Raw genomic sequence first — 21,304 nt, 5'->3', positions numbered from 1 at the left:
CGGTCTGCTTGAAGCTGTTCCCGCGCGTCACGTGCTCCACGATGCTCTCCACCCGCTCACAGGGGAGCTTCACGTTCCACAGGGCGGTGCCTTTGCGTTCACTGAATTCCCGGGCGCAGGTCGAGCAGCGGAGCAACCGGCGTGGCCCCGAGCGCGTGTCGTACCACTTGCGGTGACGAATATTCCCGAGACCTGGCTGGCCAGCGGCTGGACAAGCAGGGTTGAGGCAGCGGAAACTGTCAAGTGAGGGTGATTGCATACGTCCGGGGATACGCCCCGGACGCCCCTCATGTCAGGCATGTCGGTTATGATTCCAGCCTTCTACCTGCCACCGGGTCTGACCCTTTATAAACGCGCTCTTAGGGATCAAACCGTGGCAGGCTGCCCAGCCCCCTGACACCAGCTCCGTATAGACCAACTTCGCGCGCCCCTCATTCCCAGGCCCGGACCCTCCCTCCACGCTAGACTTCCCCATGCGACTCCAGAGTTTCGGCGCGGCCTGCACAGTGACGGGCAGCATGCACCTGCTGACGCTGGACGGCGGGCGGCGAATCTTGATCGACTGCGGGCTGTTTCAGGGCGGCGGCGAGATGGAAGCCCGCAACCACGAAACGTACCCCTTTGACCCGGCGGATCTGGACGCGGTGATCCTGACCCACGCGCATCTGGACCATGTGGGCCGCCTGCCGCTGCTGGTGAACCGGGGCTACCGGGGGCCGGTGTACTGCACGCCGCCCACCGCCGCGCTGGCCGAAACTGTGCTGCTGGACTCGGCCCGTTTGCAGGTGGAGGGCTACCGCCAGGACCTGCGCCGCGCCCGCCGCCAGGACCGCGAACATGAGGTCCTGCCCCCGCTGTACGACGAGGAGGACGTTCACCGCGCCCTGGCCCTGCTGCGCCCGGTGCTGGAATTTGGGCAGGCAACCGACGTGGCGGGCCTGCGCGTGACGCCGGGGCGGGCCGGGCACATCCTGGGCAGCGCGTACCTGCTGCTGGAATCGGCGGACGGGCGGCTGATCATGAGCGGCGATCTGGGGAACCGCAAAAGTGGCCTGCAACTGGATTTCACGCCCCCGCCCCAGGCCGACGCCGTGGTGATCGAAACCACCTACGCCAACCGCAGCCACCGCACCTGGCCCGCCACCCTGGCCGAATTCAGCGACGCCCTGCGCGTCAGCGTGCGCGCGGGCGGCAAGATCCTGATTCCCAGCTTCGCCATCGAGCGCTCGCAGACCATCCTGCATACCCTCAAGAAACTGATGGACTGCGGCGAGGTGCCGCGCATCCCGGTGTTTCTGGATTCCCCGATGGCCGCCCGCGCCACCCGCGCCTATTTTGAATTCGGAGACGAACTTGTGCCAGAGGTCCGGGACGCCCTTCGCGGCGGCGAGGACCCGTTCGCCCCCAGCACGCTGCATGTGGTTCTGACCGGCGACGAATCCCAGCGCATCAACCGCTACGACGGCCCGGCGGTCATCCTGGCAGGCAACGGCATGATGACGGGCGGACGCATCCAGCACCACCTGCGCCACCACCTGTGGAAGCCGGGGACCAGCCTGATCATCGTGTCCTACCAGTCGCCGGGCAGCCTGGGCGGACAGATCGTGGCTGGGGCCGATACGGGGCATCTGAACACCGTGAAAATCATGGGCGAGGACATCGCGGTGCGGGCGCAGGTCCATACCATCGGCGGCTTTTCCGCCCACGCCGATCAGGACGATCTGCTGGCCTTTTTAAGCAGCACTGGAAATCCCCATGTCTGGCTGGTCCACGGCGAAGTGGCCGTGATGGACGCCTTCCTGCCCGAACTCGCCTTGCGCGGTCTGAAGGGCGACATCGTGCCGGACCGTCAGGAGGTGGACCTGCTGGGCGGCGGCTTCAGCGGGGGGCGGCCATCCGGCCTGGCGCTGGACGACGCGCCGCCGGGCACGCGGAGCGAGGCGGGCGAGTAAAAATCTTCATCTGGCCCCGCTATGCTGGTCAGCGATGAAGCTTGCCTTTCTTCTCCTGCTCCTTCTGGCCCTGACCGCCTGCGGCGACGACAGCAAAACGCTGGAGGGCCTCCAGACCTTCACCTACGCGGCGGGCGATCACCGCAACGGTTCGCTGGTCTATGCCGAGAATCCGCCTGCCGGGGGGGCGCACAACGCGCTGTGGCAGAACTGCGGCGTCTACACCCAGTCCCTCTACAGCGAATACGCCGTTCACAGTCTGGAACACGGCGCGGTCTGGATCACTTACCGCCCCGATCTGGACGCGGCGGGGGTGGCGCAACTGGCGGCGCTGGTGGATGGCCGCCCGTACACGCTGCTCAGCCCCTACGGCAACATGGACACCCCCATCGCCGCCAGCGCCTGGGGAGCGCAGATCAAGGTGGAGAAGGCCGACGACCCCCGCCTGAAGGTTTTTCTGGACAAATACGAGCAGGGTGCCACCGCTCCCGAACGCGGCGCGGCCTGCTCCGGCGGCTACAGCGACGTGAGGTAATCGGGTACCAGAAACAGCACCGGAAACTCTAGAACAGCTCGTCCAGTAAGCGGTAATACGCCAGCTTCTGCGGATCGACGAACTCGCGTCCATAGAGGTCCAGAAACTCCTCGGCATATTCGGGGCTGAGGTTGCGGCCCAGGCTGCGGTGGGTCAGGGCCAGATCGGCGTGTCGGTCCGCGATTCCGGCGCGGCCCACGTCGATCAGACCCTCGATGAATTCGCCGTTGACGATGAAGTTGGGCAGGCAGGCGTCGCCGTGCGTGACCACCAGATCCTCCTTTTCTGGGCGGGTGCGGGCCAGTTCGTTGAAGATGCTAGTGGCGGTGCGGCCCGTGCGCTCATCGTCGAAATCGCCCTCGTCCACCACGCCCGCCGCCACCCGTTCGCGGACGTGGGGCAGCGTGACACTCAGGGACATGTTGAAGGGGCATTCGCGCAGCGGGAGGGCGTGCAATTCGCGCAGGGCGAGGGCCAGCAGGTTCACCAGTCGGTCCGGGTGAAACAGCGCATCCGGGTGCGAGGCGTCCAGACCGGGCACGCGGGTCAGCGCCAGGTATTCCAGGCCGCCCTCTACCTCGTAGCCCACCACGCGCGGCACGGGAACGCGCCCGGCTAAATAGCGCAGGCGTTCGCGCTCCTGTTGCAGTGAGGTGACGAATTGCACTGCGCCACGCGCCTGCACCTTCACCACAAATCTCTGCGACTTCCATAGGCTCGCGCCGCTCTCGCCCACATTCACGCGTTCCCAGCGGGCGGCGGGCAGCACGCGGCGCAGCGGTGGCGGCAGGATCAAGGTTTCGTGAGCGTCATCTGGCACGGGGCGCAGGATAGATCATGCAGTCGCGGCGGGCCGCAGGAGGCATCATGGAGGCGTGACTTCCACCAGACGAAACGCCACGCCGGACGAGAGGCGAAGCGGCGCGCCCGGCGTCCAGCGAACCCCCCAGCAACGCCAGGCCGATATGTTTTCCGCCGCCATCGGACGCACGCGCTACGTCGTGTTGATCGCTGTCGTGGCCGTCCTGCTGGTGTCGTTCAGCCTGTTCATCCAGGGCACGGTACTGGCGTTTTCCACCCTCTACAACTCCTGGCACGACACCTTTCTCAACGGCATCCAGAGCCAGCGCGGCAGTCTGGCGATTGAATTTCTGGAAATCGTGTCCACCATGCTCAAGGCGGTGGTGTTTTACCTGATCGGGGTGGGGCTGTACTCGCTGTTCATCTCGCCGCTGAACCTGACCAGCGCGCTGGGCGTGGAAAGTCTGGCGGATCTGGAGCAAAAGATCATCTCGGTGATCATCGTGATCTTGGGCGTCACCTTCCTGGAGCATTTCGTGCGCTGGAAGGACCCTGTCGAGACGCTGTACTTCGCCGGATCTTTCGCGCTGGCGGGCGGCGCGCTGGTCTTCTTCCAGAAGGTCCACAGCGGTCAGGGCAGCGATCTGCAACAGCCCGAGGCCAAACTACGCGCCCGCCGTGAACTGTTTGAACACGACGACGAGCAGCGCCACATCGAGGAAGAGGACGTCAAGCGCGCCGAGGAAGCCACCGAGGCCAAAGTGGAGGGCAAGATCAAGGCAGACGCCGGGGCGGAATCGTAGGCTGGCGGTGGCGGACGGACCATATTCCAGTTTTCGGATTCGCGGTCACGGTCTGGCCCCTGAGCCGCTGGCGTGAAAGGTGGCCGGGACACGTGGCTGAGCCAGCAATGCCGTCCTACAACCTCCCTTTCAGAGATGGGTTTGCAGAGCGGAGAAGGGCCAACCGTGGTCGTCCGCAATTCACTCCCGTCCCTTTTGCGGTCCATACCCCTCGCAATAGCGAGGCGCGCGACGCCCCCACCCGCCCACGCCGCGTACACTGTTCACAATGAGAGTTGGCCTGTTAAATTCCCCCGCCTCGCGCCTCCGGGCGTACTGGGCGGCGTACCTGAAAGAACTGGACGTGGAGGCCGTGACGCCTGCCCTGACGGACGTGGAGGCCCTGGCGCTGGGTCAGCAGAGCCTGCCCGGCGAGCCGACCACGGTGCAACTGGCGCTGGGCCGCATCCTGGCGCTGGAAGCCGTGGATGCCGTGTTGCTGCCCGAGTGGCCTGCCGTGTCGAACGACGCCTGGAGCGAGGCATTGACCGAGTTGCTGCCCCGGCGCATCAGCGGTCTGCCCCCGTTGATTGCCGTGCCGGACATGGGCGGCCCTGATCTGGAAGGCCACGCGGCAGAGGTGGGCCTGCGCGTCTCGCAGAACGGGGGCGCGGTGCGCGGCGCATTGACCAAGGTGCGCCTGCTGGCCGCCGAACCCCGTGTCAGCATGCCCGCGCTGGGCCGCGCCGGGCTGGCGACGGTGGCGGTGATCGGCCCGCGCACCCTGCTGGCCGAGGACGTGCTGTCCGGTGGCCTGCGCCCCGCGCTGGAGGCGGCTGGCGTGTACGGCGTCTTCTCGCCCGAGTTGCCGCACAGTGACGTGCTGCGCCGGGCCGAACGCATGGACAACGCCGCCAGGGTTCCGGCGGGCGAGCGCGAACTGTTCGGCGCGGCCTCGATGCTGTCGGGCAAAAGCGCGGTGCGGGGCCTGGTGCTGGCATCCCCCGCCCACGACGGCGCGGCGGCAGCAGCCCTGGACCGCATCGCCGCGAAGATGCACCTGCCCACGCTGCGGCTGGACCTGCATCCCGGACAGACTGAATTTAGCGGCCTGGACGCCTTTGCTGCCCGGCTGAATCCCACTGCACTGTCCACTGCGCTGCCCTCGACACCACCCTTTCAGGAGACTCCATGAATTTCTGGCGCTGGCTGATCACCCCCGATCCCGATCCTGGCTTTAACCGCACCAAACTGCTCAAACTGGTCATCCGCGTGGTGCTGTTCGCCACCGTCGCCACGCTGATCAGCAGCCTGCTGGCGTTGACGCCGCTGCGCCCGTACCTGGACACCTGGTGGGGCAGCCTGATCTTTATCCTGATCCTGTATGTGCCGATGGCGCGCTTTCTGCTGGTGGATTCCTTCGTGCCGCGCCGTGGGGCTGGCGCAGGAGCCACTGCGGGCAAGGGCGGCAAATCAACCCTGAGCAGCGCGCAGAAACGCAAGGAACGCAACCGCTACGCCGGGGTCAAGAAGGGACCGCCCAAGTACGGGGGACGGCGATAGGCGCGGAAAAAAAACAGTCCAGCCTGAAGGGGACGCGCAAGAAGCGCCCTGCCGACGAGGTGCTGAACGAGCGCCTCTACCGCCCGCTGGCCCAAGTGCTGGTGGACCCGCTGGCCCGGCAGAACGTGAATCCGGCCCATGTGGTGCTGTTCCACACGGCGCTGGGGGTGTACGCGGCGTGGCTGATCCGGCGCGGCGGCCCGTGGTGGCGCTCACGGCTGACGCCCGCGCTGCTGCTGCAACTCAAGACCGTGCTGGACAATCTGGACGGTCAACTGGCCCGCGCCACCGGGCAGACCACCGAAACGGGCCGGTATCTGGACACCGAGATGGATCTGGTGGTCGATCTGGCGCTGAATGTGGCAATCGCGGGCCGGGCCGGAGTGCCGCTGACCGTGCTGCAAAGCCTGATCCTGACCACTGATTTCCTGTGGGAACAGGGTCACCGCACGGCACGGGGCGAGGTGTTCCGGGAAGGGGCGGCACAGGCGGGAGATGATCCGCGCGTGCTGGCAGCCCTGAAAGCCGTCTACGCCGCCTATTTCTCGCCGCAGGAGCGCGTGCTGGGCGACTGGTTCGAGGCCCGGTTGAAGGCTGTTGCGGGCCACTCCCCGACACCTGAGCAGCGCAGGGCCTATACACCCCTACCTGTTACAGCCGTCGCAGCCAATCTGGGATTAACGACGCAACTGGTGTTTCTGGGCCTGTGCCTGCTGGCGGACAGACCCCGGCTCTACACCCGTTTCCTGCCGGTGCAGGCGCTGCTACTGCTGGGCGTGCAGCGGTGGCGAGAGGGGCAGGTCAGCCGTCATACCGACGCCGATTAGACCATTCACATAAACGGTTTGATCCGAGCGAACGCGGCAACAGCGAAGCGGGTTCCCGTACGTGAATTGCCTACTCTCCCAGTCGGTACTGTCTGTCACCCTCGGCCTGCAAGACCACGCCCACCTTGCCCCGGTCCACGGTCACGTCGCAGTCCAGGATGCCGCGCGGGAGCGCCCCAGGCAGCGCCGTGACGCATTTCAGCCCGTAGGACGCGTTCCCGGACGGCTGCGTGGCCTGAACCGCCTGCAAGACCTGCTGGCCGTAATCACGGGCGGTCTTGCCCTGCACGGCCAGCGTGGCGACGATCACGCCGATGCCCAGCACGAACGCCCCCAGGATCCAGAAGAAGGTCCGCATGGCCTTTCCGCGCTCGGCGGGGGTGATGTCGCGCAGTTCGGCGGCCCTGACGGCGGGCGCAGCGGGTGGCTGACCGGGTTTTTTGCTGGGTTGCCTGCTGGGTTGTTTTGCGGGGCGGGAACGCTTGCTCATCTGGCGTCCAGCCTATCCCGGTCCGCCCGATCAACAGTCCCGCGCTACACTCTGCGCCATGAGCAAGGTCATCATTATCGGAGCGGGCGGCGTGGCCAACGTCGTCGCCAAGAAGTGCGCGCAGAACGACGGCGTGTTCACGGAAGTCCTGATCGCCACCCGCACGGTCCTCAAGGCCGACGCCATCGTGGCCGAGATTCACGAGCATCTGCCGAACAGCAGGACGAAATTCAGCACGACCACCGTGGACGCCGACAACGTGCCGGAACTGGTCAAGGTCATCCGCGAATTTGGCCCGGAAATGGTCATCAACGTGGCGCTGCCGTACCAGGACCTGACCATCATGGACGCCTGCCTGGAAACCGGGGTGCATTACCTGGACACCGCCAATTACGAACCCAAGGACGTGGCCAAGTTCGAGTATTCCTGGCAATGGGCCTACCGCGAGCGTTTCGAGAAAGCGGGTCTGATGGCCCTGCTGGGCTGCGGCTTCGATCCGGGCGCGACGCAGGTATTCACCGCCCACCACGCCAAGCACCACTTCCGTGAAATCCATTATCTGGACATCATCGACTGCAACAACGGCGATCACGGCAAGGCGTTCGCCACCAACTTCAACCCCGAAATCAACATCCGCGAGATCACCGCCAACGGACGCTACTGGGAAAATGGCGAGTGGATCGAGACCGCCCCGCTGGAGATTTCCCAGGACATCTACTACCCCAAAGTCGCCACCCGCAAGAGCTTCGTGCTGTATCACGAGGAGCTGGAATCGCTGGTCATCAACTTTCCCACCATCAAGCGGGCGCGTTTCTGGATGACCTTCGGCGAGTCGTATATCAAACATCTGAACGTGCTGGAGGGCATCGGCATGACCAGCATCGAGCCGATTGACTTCCGGGGCCAGAAAATTGCTCCCATCGAGTTTCTGAAGGCCGTGCTGCCCGTGCCCGAGTCCCTGGCGACGAATTACACCGGACAAACGTGCATCGGCGTGCAGGCCAAAGGCATCGGCAAGGACGGCGAGGAGAAGGTGCATTTCGTCTACAACGTCACCGATCACGCCCAGACGTATAAAGAAGTGCAGGCGCAGGGTGTGAGTTACACCACGGGCGTTCCGGCCATGATCGGCGCGATGCTGATGCTGACGGGCGTGTGGAAGAAGGCGGGCGTCTACAACGTCGAGGAGTTTGACCCCGATCCGTTTATCGCCGCCATGAACGAGTGGGGCCTGCCGGTGGACGAGCTGGCGGGCATCGAACTGGTGAAGTAGCCCGCCAAAGCGAGTGCGCCGCCCAACTCCAGTACCGGAGGGGCGGCGCGCTTCAATCTGGAAATTCAGGTGGCAGGGACGCCCTGGCGCGGCGCGGGTGCAGCGGCCACCAGCGGGTGCGGCAGTAGCGCGCCCAGCGCCAACCCCAGCAGGCTGGCGGTAGCGACGGCCATCCACAGCAGGCCCAGTTCGGAGCCGTCGAGCAGCACGCTCAGGGCCACCAGCACAGCAGACAGGGCCAGATGGGGCAGCACGGGACGCAGCAGGTTCTGACCCCGGCGGTGTGCCCCCGCGAAGCCCCTGCCGAAGTACAGGCCAGCACTCAGGGCACTCAGAACGCACAGCAGCAGGGGAAAGGTCATGGGCGCAGCTTAGACCCGCGCCTCTGACCGTTCGCTCACTTGTGGGGGCCGAAACCAACATTAAGACCCCTTTCAAGACCGGGTTTTGAGACAGAAAGGGGCGGGTGGAATACGCGATACTGGGCCATGTCCAGTCGTGTCCGATCCGCGCTGCGCCTGCCCGGCGGCGGCGCGTGACCTCGCCCCCGAATCCGGCCCCGTTTGATCTGACGGACCCCGCCGCCCTGCAAACCGCCTTCCGGGCGCAGGGCTACGTGGCCGGGGACGCGCTGGCTACCGCGCTGCGCCTTGTTCCGGCGCTGCAGAAGCCGCTGCTGCTGGAAGGCCCGGCAGGGGTGGGCAAGACCGAGGCGGCCAAGACGCTGGCGGCGGCGCTGGGAACGCGCCTGATCCGGTTGCAATGTTACGAGGGGCTGGACGCGCAGGCCGCGCTGTACGAGTGGAACTACGCCCGCCAACTGCTGTACCTGCGCTCGGCAGAGATCAGTGGGGGCAGGGTGGACGACGATGAGCTATACGGCGAACGCTTCCTGATGGCCCGGCCACTGCTCCAGGCCATTCAGCAGGACGTGGCCCCGGTCCTGCTGATCGACGAGATCGACCGCGCCGACGACGCCTTTGAAGCCTTCCTGCTGGAATTGCTGGCCGAGTGGCAGATCACCGTGCCGGAACTGGGAACCATTACCGCCCGCACGCGCCCGCATACCATTCTGACCAGCAACCGCAGCCGCGAGCTGAGTGACGCCCTGCGCCGCCGCTGCCTGTACCACTGGGTGGAATACCCCACCGCGCGGCAGGAGCTGGAGATCGTGCAGGCGCGGCTCCCTGGCATCGACGCGGCGCTGGCCCGGCAGATCACCGACGCCGTACATGCCCTGCGCCAGTTGCCGCTGGGCAAGCCGCCGGGGGTGGCCGAGACGCTGGACTGGGCGGCGGCGCTGCTGTATCTGCACCGGGACCATCTGGACGCTGCCAGCATCGAGGCCACTCTGGGCGCAGTGCTGAAGCTGCGCGAGGATCAGGTGCTGGCCGCGCCGACCTTGCGTGGCATAGCGGGGCGGGGGGTGGCAGGCCGGGCGGAGGCGGGGTGAGCGACCCCATCTCTGCCGAACTGTCGGCCCAGATCACTGCTTTCGTGACGCGGTTGCGCGTGCGGCACGGCTTTCTGGTGGGACCGGGAGAAGCGAGTGACGCGCTGCGGGCAGCGGGCGTGGTGGACGTGCTGAGCAAACGGCAACTGCGCGACGCCCTGCGTGCCGTGCTGATTGCCCGCCCGGAACAGGGCCGCATTTTTGACCACGAGTTCAACACCTTCTTTCGTACCGAGGGTGGTCTGGCCCCACCCGAACTGCCCCCGCTGCTGCCCGAAACCGAGGCCCCCGGCGCGGAACAGGAAACCGAGACCACGCCCAAAAAACAGCAGGACGGTGAGGGACAGGCCCCCGCCCCGGCTCCACCCACCCCTGGCGAGGAACCGGAGTTGACGACGGTGAAAGCCCAGCCGCAGAGTGAATCGAAGGATGACCCGGACGACTCCGGCGGCGATTTCCAGACCGTGCAGACCCGCCTCAGCCCGAATGCGGGGGCGGGGTGCGAGGTCCGGTCTGAGGACGGCGACTTGCGGGAGCTGCTGCGCGCTGCCACAGCATTGATCCGGGCGGTGGAACTGGGACGGTCCAGGCGACTGAAACCCATGTCGCGGGGGCCGAAGCTGGATGCCCGCCGAACCCTGCGCGCCGCTGCCCGCACCGCTGGCGATCCGGCGCTGCTGCGCTGGCTGGGCCGTCCGCGCCGCTCGCCGCGCTTTCTGCTGGTGCTGGACGGCAGCCGCAGCATGGGCCGGGACGCCACGCTGCTGCTACGGTTTGCCCACGCGCTGTCCCTGCGGACGCGCCGGGTGGAGGTCTATGCCTTTTCCACCGGACTGACCCGGCTGACCCCATATCTGCGCCGCGCGCTGCCCGGCCAGCCGCTGACCCTGCCCGATCTGGGCGAGGCGTGGGGCGGCGGCACCCGCATCGGCGAGAACCTGCTGCACTTGGTCCGCCAGGAACGCGAACGCGTGAACCGCGACACCCTGGTCCTGATTCTGAGTGACGGTCTGGATACCGGCGAACCCGAGGTGCTGGAACGCGCCCTGCGTGACCTGAAAGCGCGGGCGGGACGGGTGATCTGGCTCTCGCCGCTGGCCGCGCTGCCGGGGTATCAACCCGTGCAGCGGGCGATTCAGGCGGCGCTGCCCTATCTGGACGCCCTGCTGCCTGCCGGGGGGATGGAGGATTTACACCGTCTGGGCCGGAGACTTCAGAAACGACACTGATCTCCAGTACAGGTCTCCAGCGCTGGAATGCTGGCCCGCCGTGTCCCGGACAGCACGAACTGAATTTCGCCAGGAGGTGTGGAAGGGCGTCGTCCGCTCTGCCCAAAGCTGGCCGATCTTTGCCCAGCTCAACCTTGAACAAGTCTTCACTAAATCTGGGCACCACCGTTGACTTTAGATTATTTTTAGCTTAGCCTAAAATCCATGATCAAGACCTCTCGCGCTGTACTTCTGTCTGCACTCATCGCCGCCAGCGGTGTGGCCCACGCCGCCCAGGCGGGCGAGAAGAAGACCGTCCTGACCACCTTTACCATCCTCTCCGATATGGCGCAGAACGTGGCAGGCAACCGCCTGAACGTCGTGTCTATCACCAAGCCCGGCGCGGAAATTCACGGCTACCAGTTCACGCCCAGCGATCTGGTGAATGCGCGCGGCGCGGACCTGATCCTGAACAACGGCCTGAACCTGGAACTGTGGTTCGAGAAATTCACCCGCCAGCTCGGTAAAATTCCCAACGTGACGCTGACCGATGGGATCATCCCGGTCAACATCTCCGCCGACGCGTACAAGGGCAAGCCCAACCCGCACGCGTGGATGTCGCCCAAGAACGCGCTGATCTACGTGGAAAACATTCGCAAGGCGTTCGTCAAGCTCGATCCCGCAGGGGCCAAAGTGTTCAATGCCAATGCAAAAAAGTACAGCGATCAGATCCGCGCAGTGGACGCCAGACTCAGGAGCCAGCTCGCCAGTCTGCCCAAGAACAAGCGGGCGCTGGTGACCTGCGAGGGGGCCTTCTCATACCTGACACGCGACTACAACCTGGCCGAGCATTACCTGTGGCCGGTCAACGCGGAAGAAGGGCAGGGAACGCCCAGGCAGATCAAGGGCGTCATTGACGTGGTGCGCGCCGAGAAGATTCCTGCCGTGTTCTGTGAAAGCACTGTGCCGACGCGCGGCATGGAACAGGTGGCGAAGGAGGCTGGGACGAAGTTCGGCGGCGTGCTGTACGTGGACTCTTTGACGGATGCCAAGGGGCCAGTGCCGACCTACCTGATCCTGCTGCAAAAGGACGCCGACATCATCCTCAAGGGGCTGGGCGGGCGATGAGTCAGAACACCGTGATCGCGCTGGACGTGAAAGACGTGAGCGTGGCCTACGGCGGCGGCAGGCTGTCGCTGCGGCAGGCCAATCTGGAAGTCAGGGGCGGCAGCGTCTGCGGGCTGGTGGGCATGAACGGCGCGGGCAAAAGCACGCTGTTCAAGACCGTGATGGGCTTTCTTCCGCCGCTGCGCGGCACGGTGCAGGTCTTCGGACAACCAGTGATCCGCGCCCAGAAGGCCGGGCTGATCGCCTACGTGCCCCAGAGCGAGGACGTGGACTGGAACTTTCCGGTTAGCGTGCGCGAGGTGGTCATGATGGGCCGCCAGGGCAAGATGAACTGGCTGCGCCGCCCCAACGCCGTGGATCACACGATGGTGGATGAGAGCCTGGAGCGCGTGGGCATGAACGCTTTTGCCGAGCGGCAGATCGGGGAACTCAGCGGCGGGCAGCGCAAACGCGCCTTTCTGGCCCGCGCGCTGGCCCAGGATGGCCGTCTGCTGCTGCTGGACGAACCGTTCGGCGGCGTGGACGTGGGCACCAGTGAAGCCATCATCAACCTGATGGGCGAGCTGCGCCGCGAGGGCCGCGCGATGCTGGTCAGCACCCACGATCTGGGCACGCTGGAAACGTTTTGCGACGAGGTGGCGCTGATCGCGGACCGCACCGTGCTGCTCTACGGTCCCACCGCTGAGGTGCTGACCGCTGAGAATCTGGCCGCCACCTTCGGGGGCCGCTCACCGCTGCACGCCCCAGCGGCAAAGAAACTGGAGGCCCGCCCATGAATCTGGAACTTCTCCTGGAACCGCTGCAATACGACTTCATGACCCGCGCCCTGCTGGTCAGCGCGCTTGTCGGAACCGTCTGCGCGGTGCTGTCGTGCTTCGTGATCCTCAAGGGCTGGTCCCTGATGGGCGACGCCGTTTCGCACGCGGTCCTGCCCGGCGTGGTCATCTCTTACCTGCTGGGCCTGCCCTTCGTGATCGGGGCCTTCGCCTTCGGGCTGCTCAGCGTCAGCGCCATCGGCTTTATCCAGTCGCGTTCGCGGGTCAAGGAAGACACCGTGATCGGGGTGGTCTTCACGGCGCTGTTCGCACTGGGTCTGGTGATGATCTCCAAGATTTCCAGCGAGGTCCACCTCAGTCACATCCTGTTCGGGGACGTGCTGGGCATCGGTGATTCGGAGCTGTGGCAGACGGTGATCGCCGGGGCCATTGCGCTGATCGTGACGCTGCTGCTGCGTAAGGACCTGCTGCTGTACGTGTTTGACCCCACGCACGCCCGCTCGATTGGCCTGAACACGGGCGTGCTGAACTACGTGCTGCTGACCATGCTAGCGCTGACAATTGTGACCGCGCTGCAAACCGTGGGCGTGATTCTGGTGGTCGCCATGCTGATCACGCCGGGGGCCACCGCCTACCTGCTGACCGACAAGTTCTCCAAGATGCTGTGGATCGCCGTGGCCTGCGGCATTCTGTCCGCCGTGATCGGCACTTACGGCAGCTACTTTCTGGACGGCGCGACGGGCGCGTGCATCGTGCTGGTGCAGAGCATCCTCTTTGTGCTGGCCTTCATCTTTGCGCCCAAGCACGGCCAGATCGCCCGCCGCCGCCAGCAGATGGCCGAGCGCGCCGACGAACTGGGCGAGGGCGGCCCGCCCACTGCGCCCCGGCCTGTGCTGACGCGCGTTCGGACCTCCAGCAAGGGTCAAGCTTCGGACTGATACGGACTCCGAATAAAAAGCGCAGACTGGAGCATTGCTAAATTCTATTCAGCCATCATTTTTCGCCACAGTGCCGCCGACAACCCGATCTCCTCACCCAGCACATCCTGTTCCACTGGTGGCCTCTATACGGTAATTAAGCGGAATCCGTATGAGGCCCAAGAGACCATGCAAAAACCCCCTCCATTGTGAAGGGGGTTTTCTGCTGGTGGGGATGTGTCAGGGTTGCCTGCCAGCGCGTCCAGATTCAAGGCGTCGTCGGAACGGGTACGGTGGCGGGCGCAGCAACCGGAATCCCCTCCGGCACCTGATTCAATTCGATGGTGTAGCCCAGCAGTTCGCGGCCCAGCAGCACGGTTCGCAGCACGCCGCTGACTTTGCTGCCAGTCAGGGTGGCATACAGGTTTCCCCGGTGCCTATCGCCGTTTTCATACAGACCCAGTTCCAGCGCGCCGCCCGTGGCACTGCGCTTGAACGTGCCGCTGGCCGCATACGCCTTGCGGCTTTCCAGGTTGGTGATCACCCCGGTGGCGCGGCCCTCGCGCTCCTGCACGGTCAGGGTCAGGCGGTAGGGCACGCGGCCCGTGCCCCCCACACCGATGCCCTCGTAGGTGCCATTGACGGCGCGTTCCAGCGGGGTTAGCGGGCTGATATACGCCCCGAAGGCGCAACCGCTGAGAACAGGGGGCAGCAGCAGTAGGGCGGCGGCAAGGGCACTTACAGGACGCATAAATGGAGCCTAACGAGAACTCATGAAGCGCGTCTGATGCGCCCTCCCCGCCCGTACTGCGCTCAGCCCTCTTCCAGCGGATAGGTGCGGGCAGCGCGCACCGCCAGCCAGATCAGGTAGAGGTAGAACACGCCGACAAGGGCAAAGACCAGCCAGCCCGGAAAATTGCCGATGTCGGCCAGCGCGAAGGCGTCTGGGAAGCTCAGGATGTAGCCCTTGGGCTGGCCCAGGTCCAGCTTGGCGAACCATGCCAGCAGCACCGCCGCGTAGATCCACAGGTAATTGCGCCCCAGCCGCCAGCCCAGCGCGTCGTTGCGGCTCATGGGGCTGCGCGGCTTGCCCAGTTCGGCCAGCAACAACTGATGCCAGCCGGGGTCCACACGGTCCCCCAGCATGGCCGGATAGAAGAAGCGCTCCATGATCCGCACGCGGTGGTGGGCAATCTCGTAGGTGCGGAAGCGGCGGGCCTCCAGGCGCAGAAAGAAGTAGTTCATGAACATGGCGAACAGGAACGTGGCGTGGCTGTTGCCCATGTCGCCCAGCGCAAACGAGGCCAGACCGGCGCTGGTGACCACGGACCAGTTGGTGGTCATGTCCAGCCGCTGCCGCCACGCGGTCATCTTGCCGACCTCGGCGCGGTACAGGTGGATCAGCGCGTTGGCCTGGTTGGTGCTGTAGCTGACTTCCGTCAGGCCGGGGGCCAGCACCGCCCCTGGCCCGCCGCCTGCGCCCGGCATCAGCCCACGCCCTGAACGATGCTGCCCTGAATCATGACCCCTAGCGTAGCGCGTTCGCGCGGGCCTTTCGCCACCCTGCTTGCCTTTCTGCCCCCGCAACAGCCCTCAGCGCAAAAAGGGATTGCTGCGCCGTTCTGCCCCCACCGTGGTGGCCCCGCCGTGACCGGAGTAGACGGCGGTGGCGTCGGGCAGCGTCAGCAATTCGCGCGTGATGCCCGCCAGCAGCGCGGCGTGATCGCCCCCTGGCAAGTCGGTGCGCCCAATTCCGCCCTGAAACAGCGTGTCCCCGGCCACCACCACGCCTTCCTCCCCGTCCGTTCCCGCCAGAAACACCACATGTCCCGGCGCGTGCCCCGGCAACTCGCGGGCGGTCAGGGTCAGATCCCCTGCCGTGAAGGTCTGGTCCTGCGCGATCTCGTGGTCCGGGGCATCCGGCTGGATGAAGGGCAGATTCCACCTCTGCGCCGAGGCCGCGCCCATGCCGTACAGCGGCAGATCGGCGGGGTGCAGCCAGACCGGAACCCGCAACGCCTCGCGCACGGGCTGCACCGCCCCGATGTGGTCAAAGTGCGCGTGCGTCAGCAGAATGCCGCGCACCGTCACGCCGGAACCCCGCACCAGGGCCAGAATCCTCTTTGCATCGTCCCCCGGATCGAAGAGGAAGCCCTCGTTCTGCGTGCCCGCCACCAGCACAGCGTTTTCCTGCAAGGGGCCGGTGGGCAGGGACCACACGCGAACGGGACCATGTTGGGAAGGCTGAAGCATGGGCGCAGTCTACTGGTCAAGCCCTCCCCTCCCCCCACCCCGTGAGGGTTCTGTCAGACCCCCCCCCATAAGCTGAGTTTTGTGAGTGGCCGCCTGATCACCGAATCCCCCGCCGATGACCCGCGCGGCGGTCTGGCCGGGCGGCGCAGGGCCTCGCGCAACACCCTGCGGACCCAGTTCGCACTCGTGATTTTCCTGCTGGCTTTCCTTCCCAATCTGGTCCTCACGCTGACCGCCCAGCCCAACCTCCCGGCGGGCGCACTGCTGGGCTGGATGCTGCTGGTGGGCGTGCTGTGCGGGATGGTGGGCTATGTTCTCAGCGGCGCGCTGCTGCGGCCCCTCAGCCGCCTTCAGGCCGAGGTGGAGGGCGGCGAACTGGGTGCCCACAGCGACGACCCGGCAGAAATCCTGCTGCTGCGCCGCGCCTTCTCGGACCTGCTGGGCCGCCTGGGCACCGAGCAGACGCGCCGCAACGCCTTCATGGCGACGCTGGTGCATGACCTGAAAACCCCACTGATCGCCGCCGGACACCTCACACACGCGCTGGTCAATCTGCCGCTGCCCGAAGCCGAACGCAAGGAGGTGGGCACGCAGATGCAGGCCGAGACCGCCCGCCTGCTGGCGCTGGTGCAGCAGATGGCCGACGCCCACCGCTTCGAGCGCGAGGACGTGAGCATCCAGCCCGTTCCCACCGATCTGCGCGCCCTGCTGGACGGCGTGGCCCGCCGCGTGCAGCCACAGGCCGAGTGGGGCGGCCTGGAATTGACCGTGGACGGGCACGGCTACGCCCTGGCCGACGCCCCGGTGCTGGAACGGGCCGTGACCAACCTGACCGAGAACGCCATCCGTTACGCCCACTCGAAGGTGGAACTGCGCGTCACAGTAGACGGACTGGTGGTCGCCGACGACGGCCCCGGCCTGGGCGGCTCGCTGGCGCAACTGGCGCAGCCCTTTACCTCTCAGCCCACCACCATCGCCGGGCAGCAGTACACCGCCGGAACCGCCGGACTGGGGCTGTTCATCGCCCGCCGCATTGCCGAGGCGCACGGCGGAGAGCTGCGTTACATCCACCAACCCCACGAGCTTCCTGACCCCAACTCAGCCGCTTCCCCGCCCGCGTCCGCCCTGCCCACCGTCTTCACGCTGACTCTCCCGGAGGTCACCCCATGAAACTCGTAATTGCCGACGATCACCCGCTGTTCCGTATGGGCCTCAAGTACGCCCTGATGCACCAGGGCTTCGATGTGGTGGCCGAGGCCGCCGACGGCCTGAGCGCCCTGGACGCCTGCCGCACCCTGCAACCCGACGCCGCGCTGCTGGACATCAAGATGCCCGGCATGACCGGCATCGAGGTCTGCGAACGCCTGCGCATGACCCACCCGCAGGTCGTCAGCGTGCTGATCACCACCTTCGCCGAACCCGCCATCGTGCAGGCGGCGCGGGCTGCCGGGGCACGCGGTTACGTGAGTAAGGAAACGGACCCCGAGAGCTTGGCCCGTCAACTGCGCGACATCGTGGCCCACCCGGAGATTGACCGCCTGCCGCAGGTGGACGTGCCCCGCCTGACCCCCCGCGAATCGGAAGTGCTGCCGCTGCTGGCCCAGGGCTACAGCAACAAGGAAATCGCCAAGAGCCTGGGGGTCAGCCCCGATACGGTCAAGGACCACCTGGCCCGGTTGTACGCCAAGCTGGACGCCGGGGACCGCACCCAGGCCGTCAGCCGCGCCCGCTCGATTGGCCTGCTGCATTGAGGGCGGCGCAGAGCGTTGAACGGGGAGAGGGCTTGCAAGCCCTCTCCCCCACTTTTGATTCGCCATTCCAGCCTGCGTTCATTCCGGCATCCGCTACTCTGAGTCAACCATGCAAACTGCTCTGACCCGAACGCTAGCTCTCGCTTTCGCCCTCGCCGCTGCCCCCTTTACCAGTGCCCAGACCACGCCAGCAGAGTCCGGCACACCCATTTTCGTTCAGCCGCCGCAGCAGCAGACGCCGCAAGTGGTCATCACGCCGACACCGCCGCCTGCGCCGGACCGCTTCACCGTCTGGGGCGGCGTGGGCACCGAGTTCTACGTGCTGCCAGGGGTGATGATCGGGGCCAGCGCGCCGGTAGGCCGTCTGGGCAAGGTGAATCTGGCCGTGCGCGCCAGTGCCGAGGCCCTGCTGATTCCGCTGCCAGACGCCAATGGTCCCATCCCATTTGTGAATGTGGACCTGCTGCTGTCGGGCAGTGGGCGCGGGCTGCGGGCTTACGGCGGCCCCAGCGTGGGGACCATCCCCGGCTTTGCCATCCTGCTGGGCGGCGTCGGGGGCGTGCGCGGCGATTTCGGCGCGGGGCCGTGGGGCTACTTTGCCGAGGCCAAGGCGCGCGTCGGTTTTGGAGCCGCAGGCGGCGGCGGCACGGTACTGGTTCTGCCAGGGGTGAATCTGGGGGTCACCTACCGCTTCTGAGGGCTATCTCAGCCCCTGCGGCCTGACACTGGGGCTTCTTTGCCCCGCCCGGACTGGTTTCCGGGCAATTTTTTTGTGCCATCAATCCCGTCCGAAACCGGCAGCACTGGAATGGACCACAGGTGTTCATCCCAAAGGTTCCCACGTCTTCCGCTGGCTGTCGGAGACGGCACAGAAGGCCGCCTGAACTGCTTTGGCGTCTCGACTGAACATGCCGCCAGACGTGTATCCAGACAGAACCCCCACCACCGTTTCAGCCTCTGGTCATGCCCTGATCACGCCGGGGAGCGCAGGGTGATTGCACTCCAGCCGCACAGCGTGATCACCCTTCATGCTGACGGCCTGGGCACAGGCATGACACAGAACCAGACTGCCATGCCCTGTCCGCTCTGCTTTCGCCCGCCCGCCCCAGCAATCAATGACCTGTTCAGGAGGCGTTCCCTATGTACATCCCCAGATTCCTGCCGTCCGTCACTGCCGCCCTGATTCTGAGTGTGCTGCTCTCGGCCTGTGGGGGGTCTGATCCAGCCGCCCCCGCTGTGGCAGCAACAGACCCCTATGCGGGCGGCGCATCGTACCCGTGGACCTACGCGGCCCCGTCGGGCCAGCTCAGCGTCCAGCGGCTGACGGCGGCCCTCAATACCCTGTCGTTTGAACCGCTGCTCGCCGCCACCAACGGCTGGGGACCTATTGAACTCGACCACAGCAACGGTGAGCAGCGGGCTGGAGACGGGCGGACGTTGACCCTGGGCGGCGTCACCTACGCCAAGGGCTTCGGAACCCACGCGGGTAGCGAGATGCGGTTCTCGTTGCAGGGCCACAACGGGGCGCGCTGCACCCGCTTTACCTCCAGAATTGGCGTGGATGATGAGGTGGGCAACCGGGGCAGTGTGGTGTTTCAAGTCTTTCTGGACGGGGCGCTGGCCTATAGCAGCGGCACCATGACCGGTGCCAGCGCAACCCGCAACATCAACCTGGACATCAGCGGCAGGGGCGAGTTGCGCCTGGTGGTCAAGGACGCGGGAGACGGCATCAACTATGACCACGCCGACTGGGCCAATCCCCAGGTAAGGTGTGAGAATGACCCTGGAGCCGACCTGCGCTACTCCTTCAGCTTTCCCAGGGGCATCAATGCCCGGTACGGCAAGACGGCCACGGCCATCCTGCGCGTCACCGATGAGCCGGGACACATCAGTGGCCCAGTCTCGTTCAAGCTCTCGGTGTTCAACTGGACCAGCCCCGGCGCTCCGCCCCTGCAACTGCTTGAACCGAACCGCGTCTATGACGCCACCACTCTTCCGGCAGAATTTCCTGTTCGCCTGCGTCTCAGAACACCCTTCCCGGACGGTTTCACACCGCCCACCGGAACGGTTGAAATGACCTTCGCGGCCAATCTGGAAGACCGGGGCTTTTTCAAGCGTGCCTCCCTGAACTGGAACGTTTTGCGCTAACAGCTTTCCCTCGTCCTGCGCCGTCAACCGCTGGCGGCGCACTTCACTGTCAACTCTGGTCATGGCCGACTCCGCCCCTGTACCCTGGACCCCATGAGCAGCCCCTTTTTGCTGTCGGCGCGTGCGCTGAGCCTCAAGCCTTCCTCGACGGTGGCGGTCACCAGCCGCGCGCTGGAGCTGCAAAAGGCCGGGGTGGACGTGATCAGCATGAGCGTGGGCGAGCCGGATTTCGACACCCCGGCGCATGTCAAGGCCGCCGCCATCCACGCCATCGAGTCGGGCAAGACCAAGTACACGGCAGTCAGCGGCATTCCCGAACTGCGGGAGGCCATCAGCGCCAAGTTCCGGCGCGAGAATGGGCTGGACCACGCGTCAGACGCGGTGACAGTGACTTCGGGCGGCAAGCAGGCGCTGTTCAACGCTTTCTTTGCCCTGCTCAATCCGGGCGACGAGGTGCTGATTCCGGCCCCGTACTGGGTCAGCTACCCGGAAATGGTGGCGCTGACGGGGGCGTTTCCCGTGCCCGTGCCCACGCACGCGGCCAATGGCTTTCAGCTCGATCCGCAGGCGCTGGAGGCCCGCGTCACCCCCATGACCCGCATGATCGTGCTGAACAGCCCCGGCAATCCCACGGGGGCCGTGTTCCCGCCGGACGTGCTGAAGGCGGTGGCCGAAGTCGCCATGCGCCACAACCTGATGATCGTCACCGACGAGATGTACGAACATCTGGTCTACGACGCCCAGCAGGTCAGCATCGGCACCTTTGCGCCGGAGCATACGCTGACCGTCAACGGGGCCAGCAAGGCGTATGCCATGACCGGCTGGCGCATCGGCTACGCGGGCGGCCCGAAAGCCGTGATCGCCGCCATGAACGCCCTGCAATCGCAAAGCACGAGCAACGCCAGCAGCGTGTCCCAGTACGCCGCCCTGGCCGCGTTCCAGCAGCACGAGGAAACCACGCAGTTTATCGGGATGGCGTTGAAGGCTTACCGCCAGCGCCGGGACCGCATCGTGGCCGGGCTGAACGCGCTGGGTCTCAAAACGCCCACGCCGCAGGGGGCCTTCTACGTGATGGCCGACACCACGCGTATTCACCCGGACGAGTTGGAGGCGGCCCGCATCATTTTGGACGACGCGCGGGTGGCCGTGGTCCCCGGCACGGATTTCGCCGCCCCAGGTCAGGTGAGGCTGAGCTATGCCACCAGCATGGAAAATATCGAGGAAGTTCTGAGGAGGTTGGGTGAGTTGCTGCAAAAGCGGGCGCAGGAGGAGTGATGGTACTGGGGTTGTCGGGCAGTTTGCGGGCGGCCTCGGCCCACACAGCGCTTTTGCACGCGGCGGCGCAAATGGCTCCAGACGGCGTGACAATGGAACTTTTCGACGGCCTAGCTGATCTTCCCCAGTAACTACTCAGCAGGGGGACTTGCGGAGTGGAATCAGATAGAGT

At 65.9% G+C, this 21,304-nt stretch carries 23 protein-coding genes and 1 pseudogene; 17 read left to right on the top strand and 7 right to left on the bottom strand.

Features of this window, described 5'->3' with window-relative positions:
• Positions 1 to 259: pseudogene (locus Q319_RS28335) on the bottom strand (IS1 family transposase); the annotation flags it as partial.
• 214 nt (positions 260 to 473) lie between these two features.
• Between Q319_RS28335 and Q319_RS0116555 the strand changes: the two are divergent.
• A complete protein-coding gene (locus Q319_RS0116555; protein WP_029483575.1) occupies positions 474 to 1,952 on the top strand; it encodes an MBL fold metallo-hydrolase RNA specificity domain-containing protein in 1,479 nt (492 codons plus the stop codon).
• A 34-nt stretch (positions 1,953 to 1,986) separates the two neighbouring features.
• Positions 1,987 to 2,487, top strand: a complete 501-nt coding sequence (locus tag Q319_RS0116550) for a thioredoxin-like domain-containing protein (protein WP_029483574.1) — start codon at positions 1,987 to 1,989, stop codon at positions 2,485 to 2,487.
• A 28-nt stretch (positions 2,488 to 2,515) separates the two neighbouring features.
• Here the strand turns inward: Q319_RS0116550 and Q319_RS0116545 are convergent, their stop codons facing one another.
• Positions 2,516 to 3,307 carry an APH(3') family aminoglycoside O-phosphotransferase gene (locus Q319_RS0116545; RefSeq protein ID WP_029483573.1) on the bottom strand — a complete coding sequence of 264 codons (792 nt, stop codon included), beginning with the start codon at positions 3,305 to 3,307 and terminating at the stop codon, positions 2,516 to 2,518.
• Positions 3,308 to 3,452: 145 nt separating this feature from the next.
• Between Q319_RS0116545 and Q319_RS0116540 the strand changes: the two genes are divergently transcribed.
• From Q319_RS0116540 to Q319_RS0116525, 4 genes are all read left to right on the top strand, one after another.
• Positions 3,453 to 4,091, top strand: coding sequence for a YqhA family protein (locus Q319_RS0116540; RefSeq protein WP_034415523.1), 639 nt, complete (start codon positions 3,453 to 3,455; stop codon positions 4,089 to 4,091).
• 268 nt (positions 4,092 to 4,359) lie between these two features.
• Entirely contained in the window at positions 4,360 to 5,265 is a 906-nt protein-coding gene (locus Q319_RS0116535) for a hypothetical protein (RefSeq protein ID WP_029483571.1), read from the top strand.
• The gene (locus tag Q319_RS0116530; RefSeq protein WP_029483570.1) at positions 5,262 to 5,633 is read left to right on the top strand and encodes a hypothetical protein; all 372 of its coding nucleotides are present in this window, start codon (positions 5,262 to 5,264) and stop codon (positions 5,631 to 5,633) included. Before Q319_RS0116535 ends, Q319_RS0116530 begins: the two co-directional genes overlap by 4 nt.
• Positions 5,634 to 5,692: 59 nt before the next feature.
• Positions 5,693 to 6,460 (top strand): CDP-alcohol phosphatidyltransferase family protein, encoded by a 768-nt coding sequence (locus tag Q319_RS0116525; protein ID WP_245619310.1) that lies wholly within the window; start codon positions 5,693 to 5,695, stop codon positions 6,458 to 6,460.
• 70 nt (positions 6,461 to 6,530) lie between these two features.
• Here Q319_RS0116525 and Q319_RS0116520 read toward each other — a convergent pair whose 3' ends face one another.
• The gene (locus Q319_RS0116520; protein ID WP_051655484.1) at positions 6,531 to 6,950 is read right to left on the bottom strand and encodes a hypothetical protein; all 420 of its coding nucleotides are present in this window, start codon (positions 6,948 to 6,950) and stop codon (positions 6,531 to 6,533) included.
• 58 nt (positions 6,951 to 7,008) lie between these two features.
• Between Q319_RS0116520 and Q319_RS0116515 the strand changes: the two genes are divergently transcribed.
• Entirely contained in the window at positions 7,009 to 8,223 is a 1,215-nt protein-coding gene (locus Q319_RS0116515; RefSeq protein WP_029483567.1) for a saccharopine dehydrogenase family protein, read from the top strand.
• A 65-nt stretch (positions 8,224 to 8,288) separates the two neighbouring features.
• On the opposite strand, the gene Q319_RS0116510 is transcribed toward Q319_RS0116515, so the two are convergent.
• Positions 8,289 to 8,585, bottom strand: a complete 297-nt coding sequence (locus Q319_RS0116510; RefSeq protein WP_029483566.1) for a hypothetical protein — start codon at positions 8,583 to 8,585, stop codon at positions 8,289 to 8,291.
• A gap of 104 nt (positions 8,586 to 8,689) precedes the next feature.
• Between Q319_RS0116510 and Q319_RS0116505 the strand changes: the two genes are divergently transcribed.
• The 5 genes from Q319_RS0116505 (at position 8,690) to Q319_RS0116485 (ending at position 13,726) form a co-directional block, all read left to right on the top strand.
• The gene (locus tag Q319_RS0116505) at positions 8,690 to 9,676 is read left to right on the top strand and encodes an AAA family ATPase (RefSeq protein ID WP_245619308.1); all 987 of its coding nucleotides are present in this window, start codon (positions 8,690 to 8,692) and stop codon (positions 9,674 to 9,676) included.
• Entirely contained in the window at positions 9,673 to 10,905 is a 1,233-nt protein-coding gene (locus tag Q319_RS0116500; RefSeq protein ID WP_034415521.1) for a vWA domain-containing protein, read from the top strand. Before Q319_RS0116505 ends, Q319_RS0116500 begins: the two co-directional genes overlap by 4 nt.
• Before the next feature lie 204 nt (positions 10,906 to 11,109).
• Positions 11,110 to 12,012 carry a metal ABC transporter substrate-binding protein gene (locus Q319_RS0116495; protein ID WP_051655483.1) on the top strand — a complete coding sequence of 301 codons (903 nt, stop codon included), beginning with the start codon at positions 11,110 to 11,112 and terminating at the stop codon, positions 12,010 to 12,012.
• The gene (locus tag Q319_RS0116490; RefSeq protein WP_029483562.1) at positions 12,009 to 12,788 is read left to right on the top strand and encodes a metal ABC transporter ATP-binding protein; all 780 of its coding nucleotides are present in this window, start codon (positions 12,009 to 12,011) and stop codon (positions 12,786 to 12,788) included. The genes Q319_RS0116495 and Q319_RS0116490 overlap by 4 nt, the downstream gene beginning before the upstream one ends.
• Complete coding sequence (locus Q319_RS0116485; protein WP_156039405.1) at positions 12,785 to 13,726, top strand: metal ABC transporter permease; 942 nt, start codon at positions 12,785 to 12,787, stop codon at positions 13,724 to 13,726. Before Q319_RS0116490 ends, Q319_RS0116485 begins: the two co-directional genes overlap by 4 nt.
• Before the next feature lie 247 nt (positions 13,727 to 13,973).
• On the opposite strand, the gene Q319_RS0116480 is transcribed toward Q319_RS0116485, so the two are convergent.
• The 3 genes from Q319_RS0116480 to Q319_RS0116470 all read right to left on the bottom strand — a co-directional run bounded on the left by Q319_RS0116480 (position 13,974) and on the right by Q319_RS0116470 (position 15,958).
• A complete protein-coding gene (locus Q319_RS0116480) occupies positions 13,974 to 14,456 on the bottom strand; it encodes a hypothetical protein (protein ID WP_029483560.1) in 483 nt (160 codons plus the stop codon).
• A 62-nt stretch (positions 14,457 to 14,518) separates the two neighbouring features.
• Positions 14,519 to 15,193 carry a DUF2270 domain-containing protein gene (locus Q319_RS0116475; protein WP_029483559.1) on the bottom strand — a complete coding sequence of 225 codons (675 nt, stop codon included), beginning with the start codon at positions 15,191 to 15,193 and terminating at the stop codon, positions 14,519 to 14,521.
• Between the two features lie 105 nt (positions 15,194 to 15,298).
• Positions 15,299 to 15,958, bottom strand: a complete 660-nt coding sequence (locus tag Q319_RS0116470; RefSeq protein ID WP_029483558.1) for an MBL fold metallo-hydrolase — start codon at positions 15,956 to 15,958, stop codon at positions 15,299 to 15,301.
• An 81-nt stretch (positions 15,959 to 16,039) separates the two neighbouring features.
• Here Q319_RS0116470 and Q319_RS0116465 point away from each other — a divergent pair, with 81 nt between their 5' ends.
• The 5 genes from Q319_RS0116465 (at position 16,040) to Q319_RS0116440 (ending at position 21,132) form a co-directional block, all read left to right on the top strand.
• Positions 16,040 to 17,128: a sensor histidine kinase gene (locus Q319_RS0116465; protein ID WP_415814586.1), complete on the top strand. Its 1,089-nt coding sequence runs from the start codon at positions 16,040 to 16,042 to the stop codon at positions 17,126 to 17,128.
• On the top strand, positions 17,125 to 17,709 hold the full coding sequence (locus Q319_RS0116460) for a response regulator transcription factor (protein WP_029483556.1): 585 nt from the start codon (positions 17,125 to 17,127) through the stop codon (positions 17,707 to 17,709). Before Q319_RS0116465 ends, Q319_RS0116460 begins: the two co-directional genes overlap by 4 nt.
• 109 nt (positions 17,710 to 17,818) lie before the next feature.
• Positions 17,819 to 18,406 carry a hypothetical protein gene (locus Q319_RS0116450; RefSeq protein WP_156039404.1) on the top strand — a complete coding sequence of 196 codons (588 nt, stop codon included), beginning with the start codon at positions 17,819 to 17,821 and terminating at the stop codon, positions 18,404 to 18,406.
• 443 nt (positions 18,407 to 18,849) lie between these two features.
• Complete coding sequence (locus Q319_RS0116445) at positions 18,850 to 19,857, top strand: NPCBM/NEW2 domain-containing protein (RefSeq protein ID WP_081846104.1); 1,008 nt, start codon at positions 18,850 to 18,852, stop codon at positions 19,855 to 19,857.
• Between the two features lie 93 nt (positions 19,858 to 19,950).
• The gene (locus Q319_RS0116440; RefSeq protein WP_029483553.1) at positions 19,951 to 21,132 is read left to right on the top strand and encodes a pyridoxal phosphate-dependent aminotransferase; all 1,182 of its coding nucleotides are present in this window, start codon (positions 19,951 to 19,953) and stop codon (positions 21,130 to 21,132) included.
• Positions 21,133 to 21,304 lie beyond the last annotated feature (172 nt).

This window comes from Deinococcus marmoris DSM 12784, from assembly GCF_000701405.1.
GTDB classification, from domain to species: domain Bacteria; phylum Deinococcota; class Deinococci; order Deinococcales; family Deinococcaceae; genus Deinococcus; species Deinococcus marmoris.
Note: the sequence above shows the minus strand (reverse complement) of the source record. Positions and strands in the feature narration are given on the sequence as shown.

Coding starts and splice junctions, on each gene's coding strand:
- Q319_RS0116555 (WP_029483575.1), top strand. CDS start 474: ATGCGACTCCAGAGTTTCGGCGCGGCCTGCACAGTGACGGGCAGCATG.
- Q319_RS0116550 (WP_029483574.1), top strand. CDS start 1,987: ATGAAGCTTGCCTTTCTTCTCCTGCTCCTTCTGGCCCTGACCGCCTGC.
- Q319_RS0116540 (WP_034415523.1), top strand. CDS start 3,453: ATGTTTTCCGCCGCCATCGGACGCACGCGCTACGTCGTGTTGATCGCT.
- Q319_RS0116535 (WP_029483571.1), top strand. CDS start 4,360: ATGAGAGTTGGCCTGTTAAATTCCCCCGCCTCGCGCCTCCGGGCGTAC.
- Q319_RS0116530 (WP_029483570.1), top strand. CDS start 5,262: ATGAATTTCTGGCGCTGGCTGATCACCCCCGATCCCGATCCTGGCTTT.
- Q319_RS0116520 (WP_051655484.1), bottom strand. CDS start 6,950: ATGAGCAAGCGTTCCCGCCCCGCAAAACAACCCAGCAGGCAACCCAGC.
- Q319_RS0116515 (WP_029483567.1), top strand. CDS start 7,009: ATGAGCAAGGTCATCATTATCGGAGCGGGCGGCGTGGCCAACGTCGTC.
- Q319_RS0116510 (WP_029483566.1), bottom strand. CDS start 8,585: ATGACCTTTCCCCTGCTGCTGTGCGTTCTGAGTGCCCTGAGTGCTGGC.
- Q319_RS0116495 (WP_051655483.1), top strand. CDS start 11,110: ATGATCAAGACCTCTCGCGCTGTACTTCTGTCTGCACTCATCGCCGCC.
- Q319_RS0116490 (WP_029483562.1), top strand. CDS start 12,009: ATGAGTCAGAACACCGTGATCGCGCTGGACGTGAAAGACGTGAGCGTG.
- Q319_RS0116485 (WP_156039405.1), top strand. CDS start 12,785: ATGAATCTGGAACTTCTCCTGGAACCGCTGCAATACGACTTCATGACC.
- Q319_RS0116480 (WP_029483560.1), bottom strand. CDS start 14,456: ATGCGTCCTGTAAGTGCCCTTGCCGCCGCCCTACTGCTGCTGCCCCCT.
- Q319_RS0116475 (WP_029483559.1), bottom strand. CDS start 15,193: ATGCCGGGCGCAGGCGGCGGGCCAGGGGCGGTGCTGGCCCCCGGCCTG.
- Q319_RS0116470 (WP_029483558.1), bottom strand. CDS start 15,958: ATGCTTCAGCCTTCCCAACATGGTCCCGTTCGCGTGTGGTCCCTGCCC.
- Q319_RS0116460 (WP_029483556.1), top strand. CDS start 17,125: ATGAAACTCGTAATTGCCGACGATCACCCGCTGTTCCGTATGGGCCTC.
- Q319_RS0116450 (WP_156039404.1), top strand. CDS start 17,819: ATGCAAACTGCTCTGACCCGAACGCTAGCTCTCGCTTTCGCCCTCGCC.
- Q319_RS0116445 (WP_081846104.1), top strand. CDS start 18,850: ATGTACATCCCCAGATTCCTGCCGTCCGTCACTGCCGCCCTGATTCTG.
- Q319_RS0116440 (WP_029483553.1), top strand. CDS start 19,951: ATGAGCAGCCCCTTTTTGCTGTCGGCGCGTGCGCTGAGCCTCAAGCCT.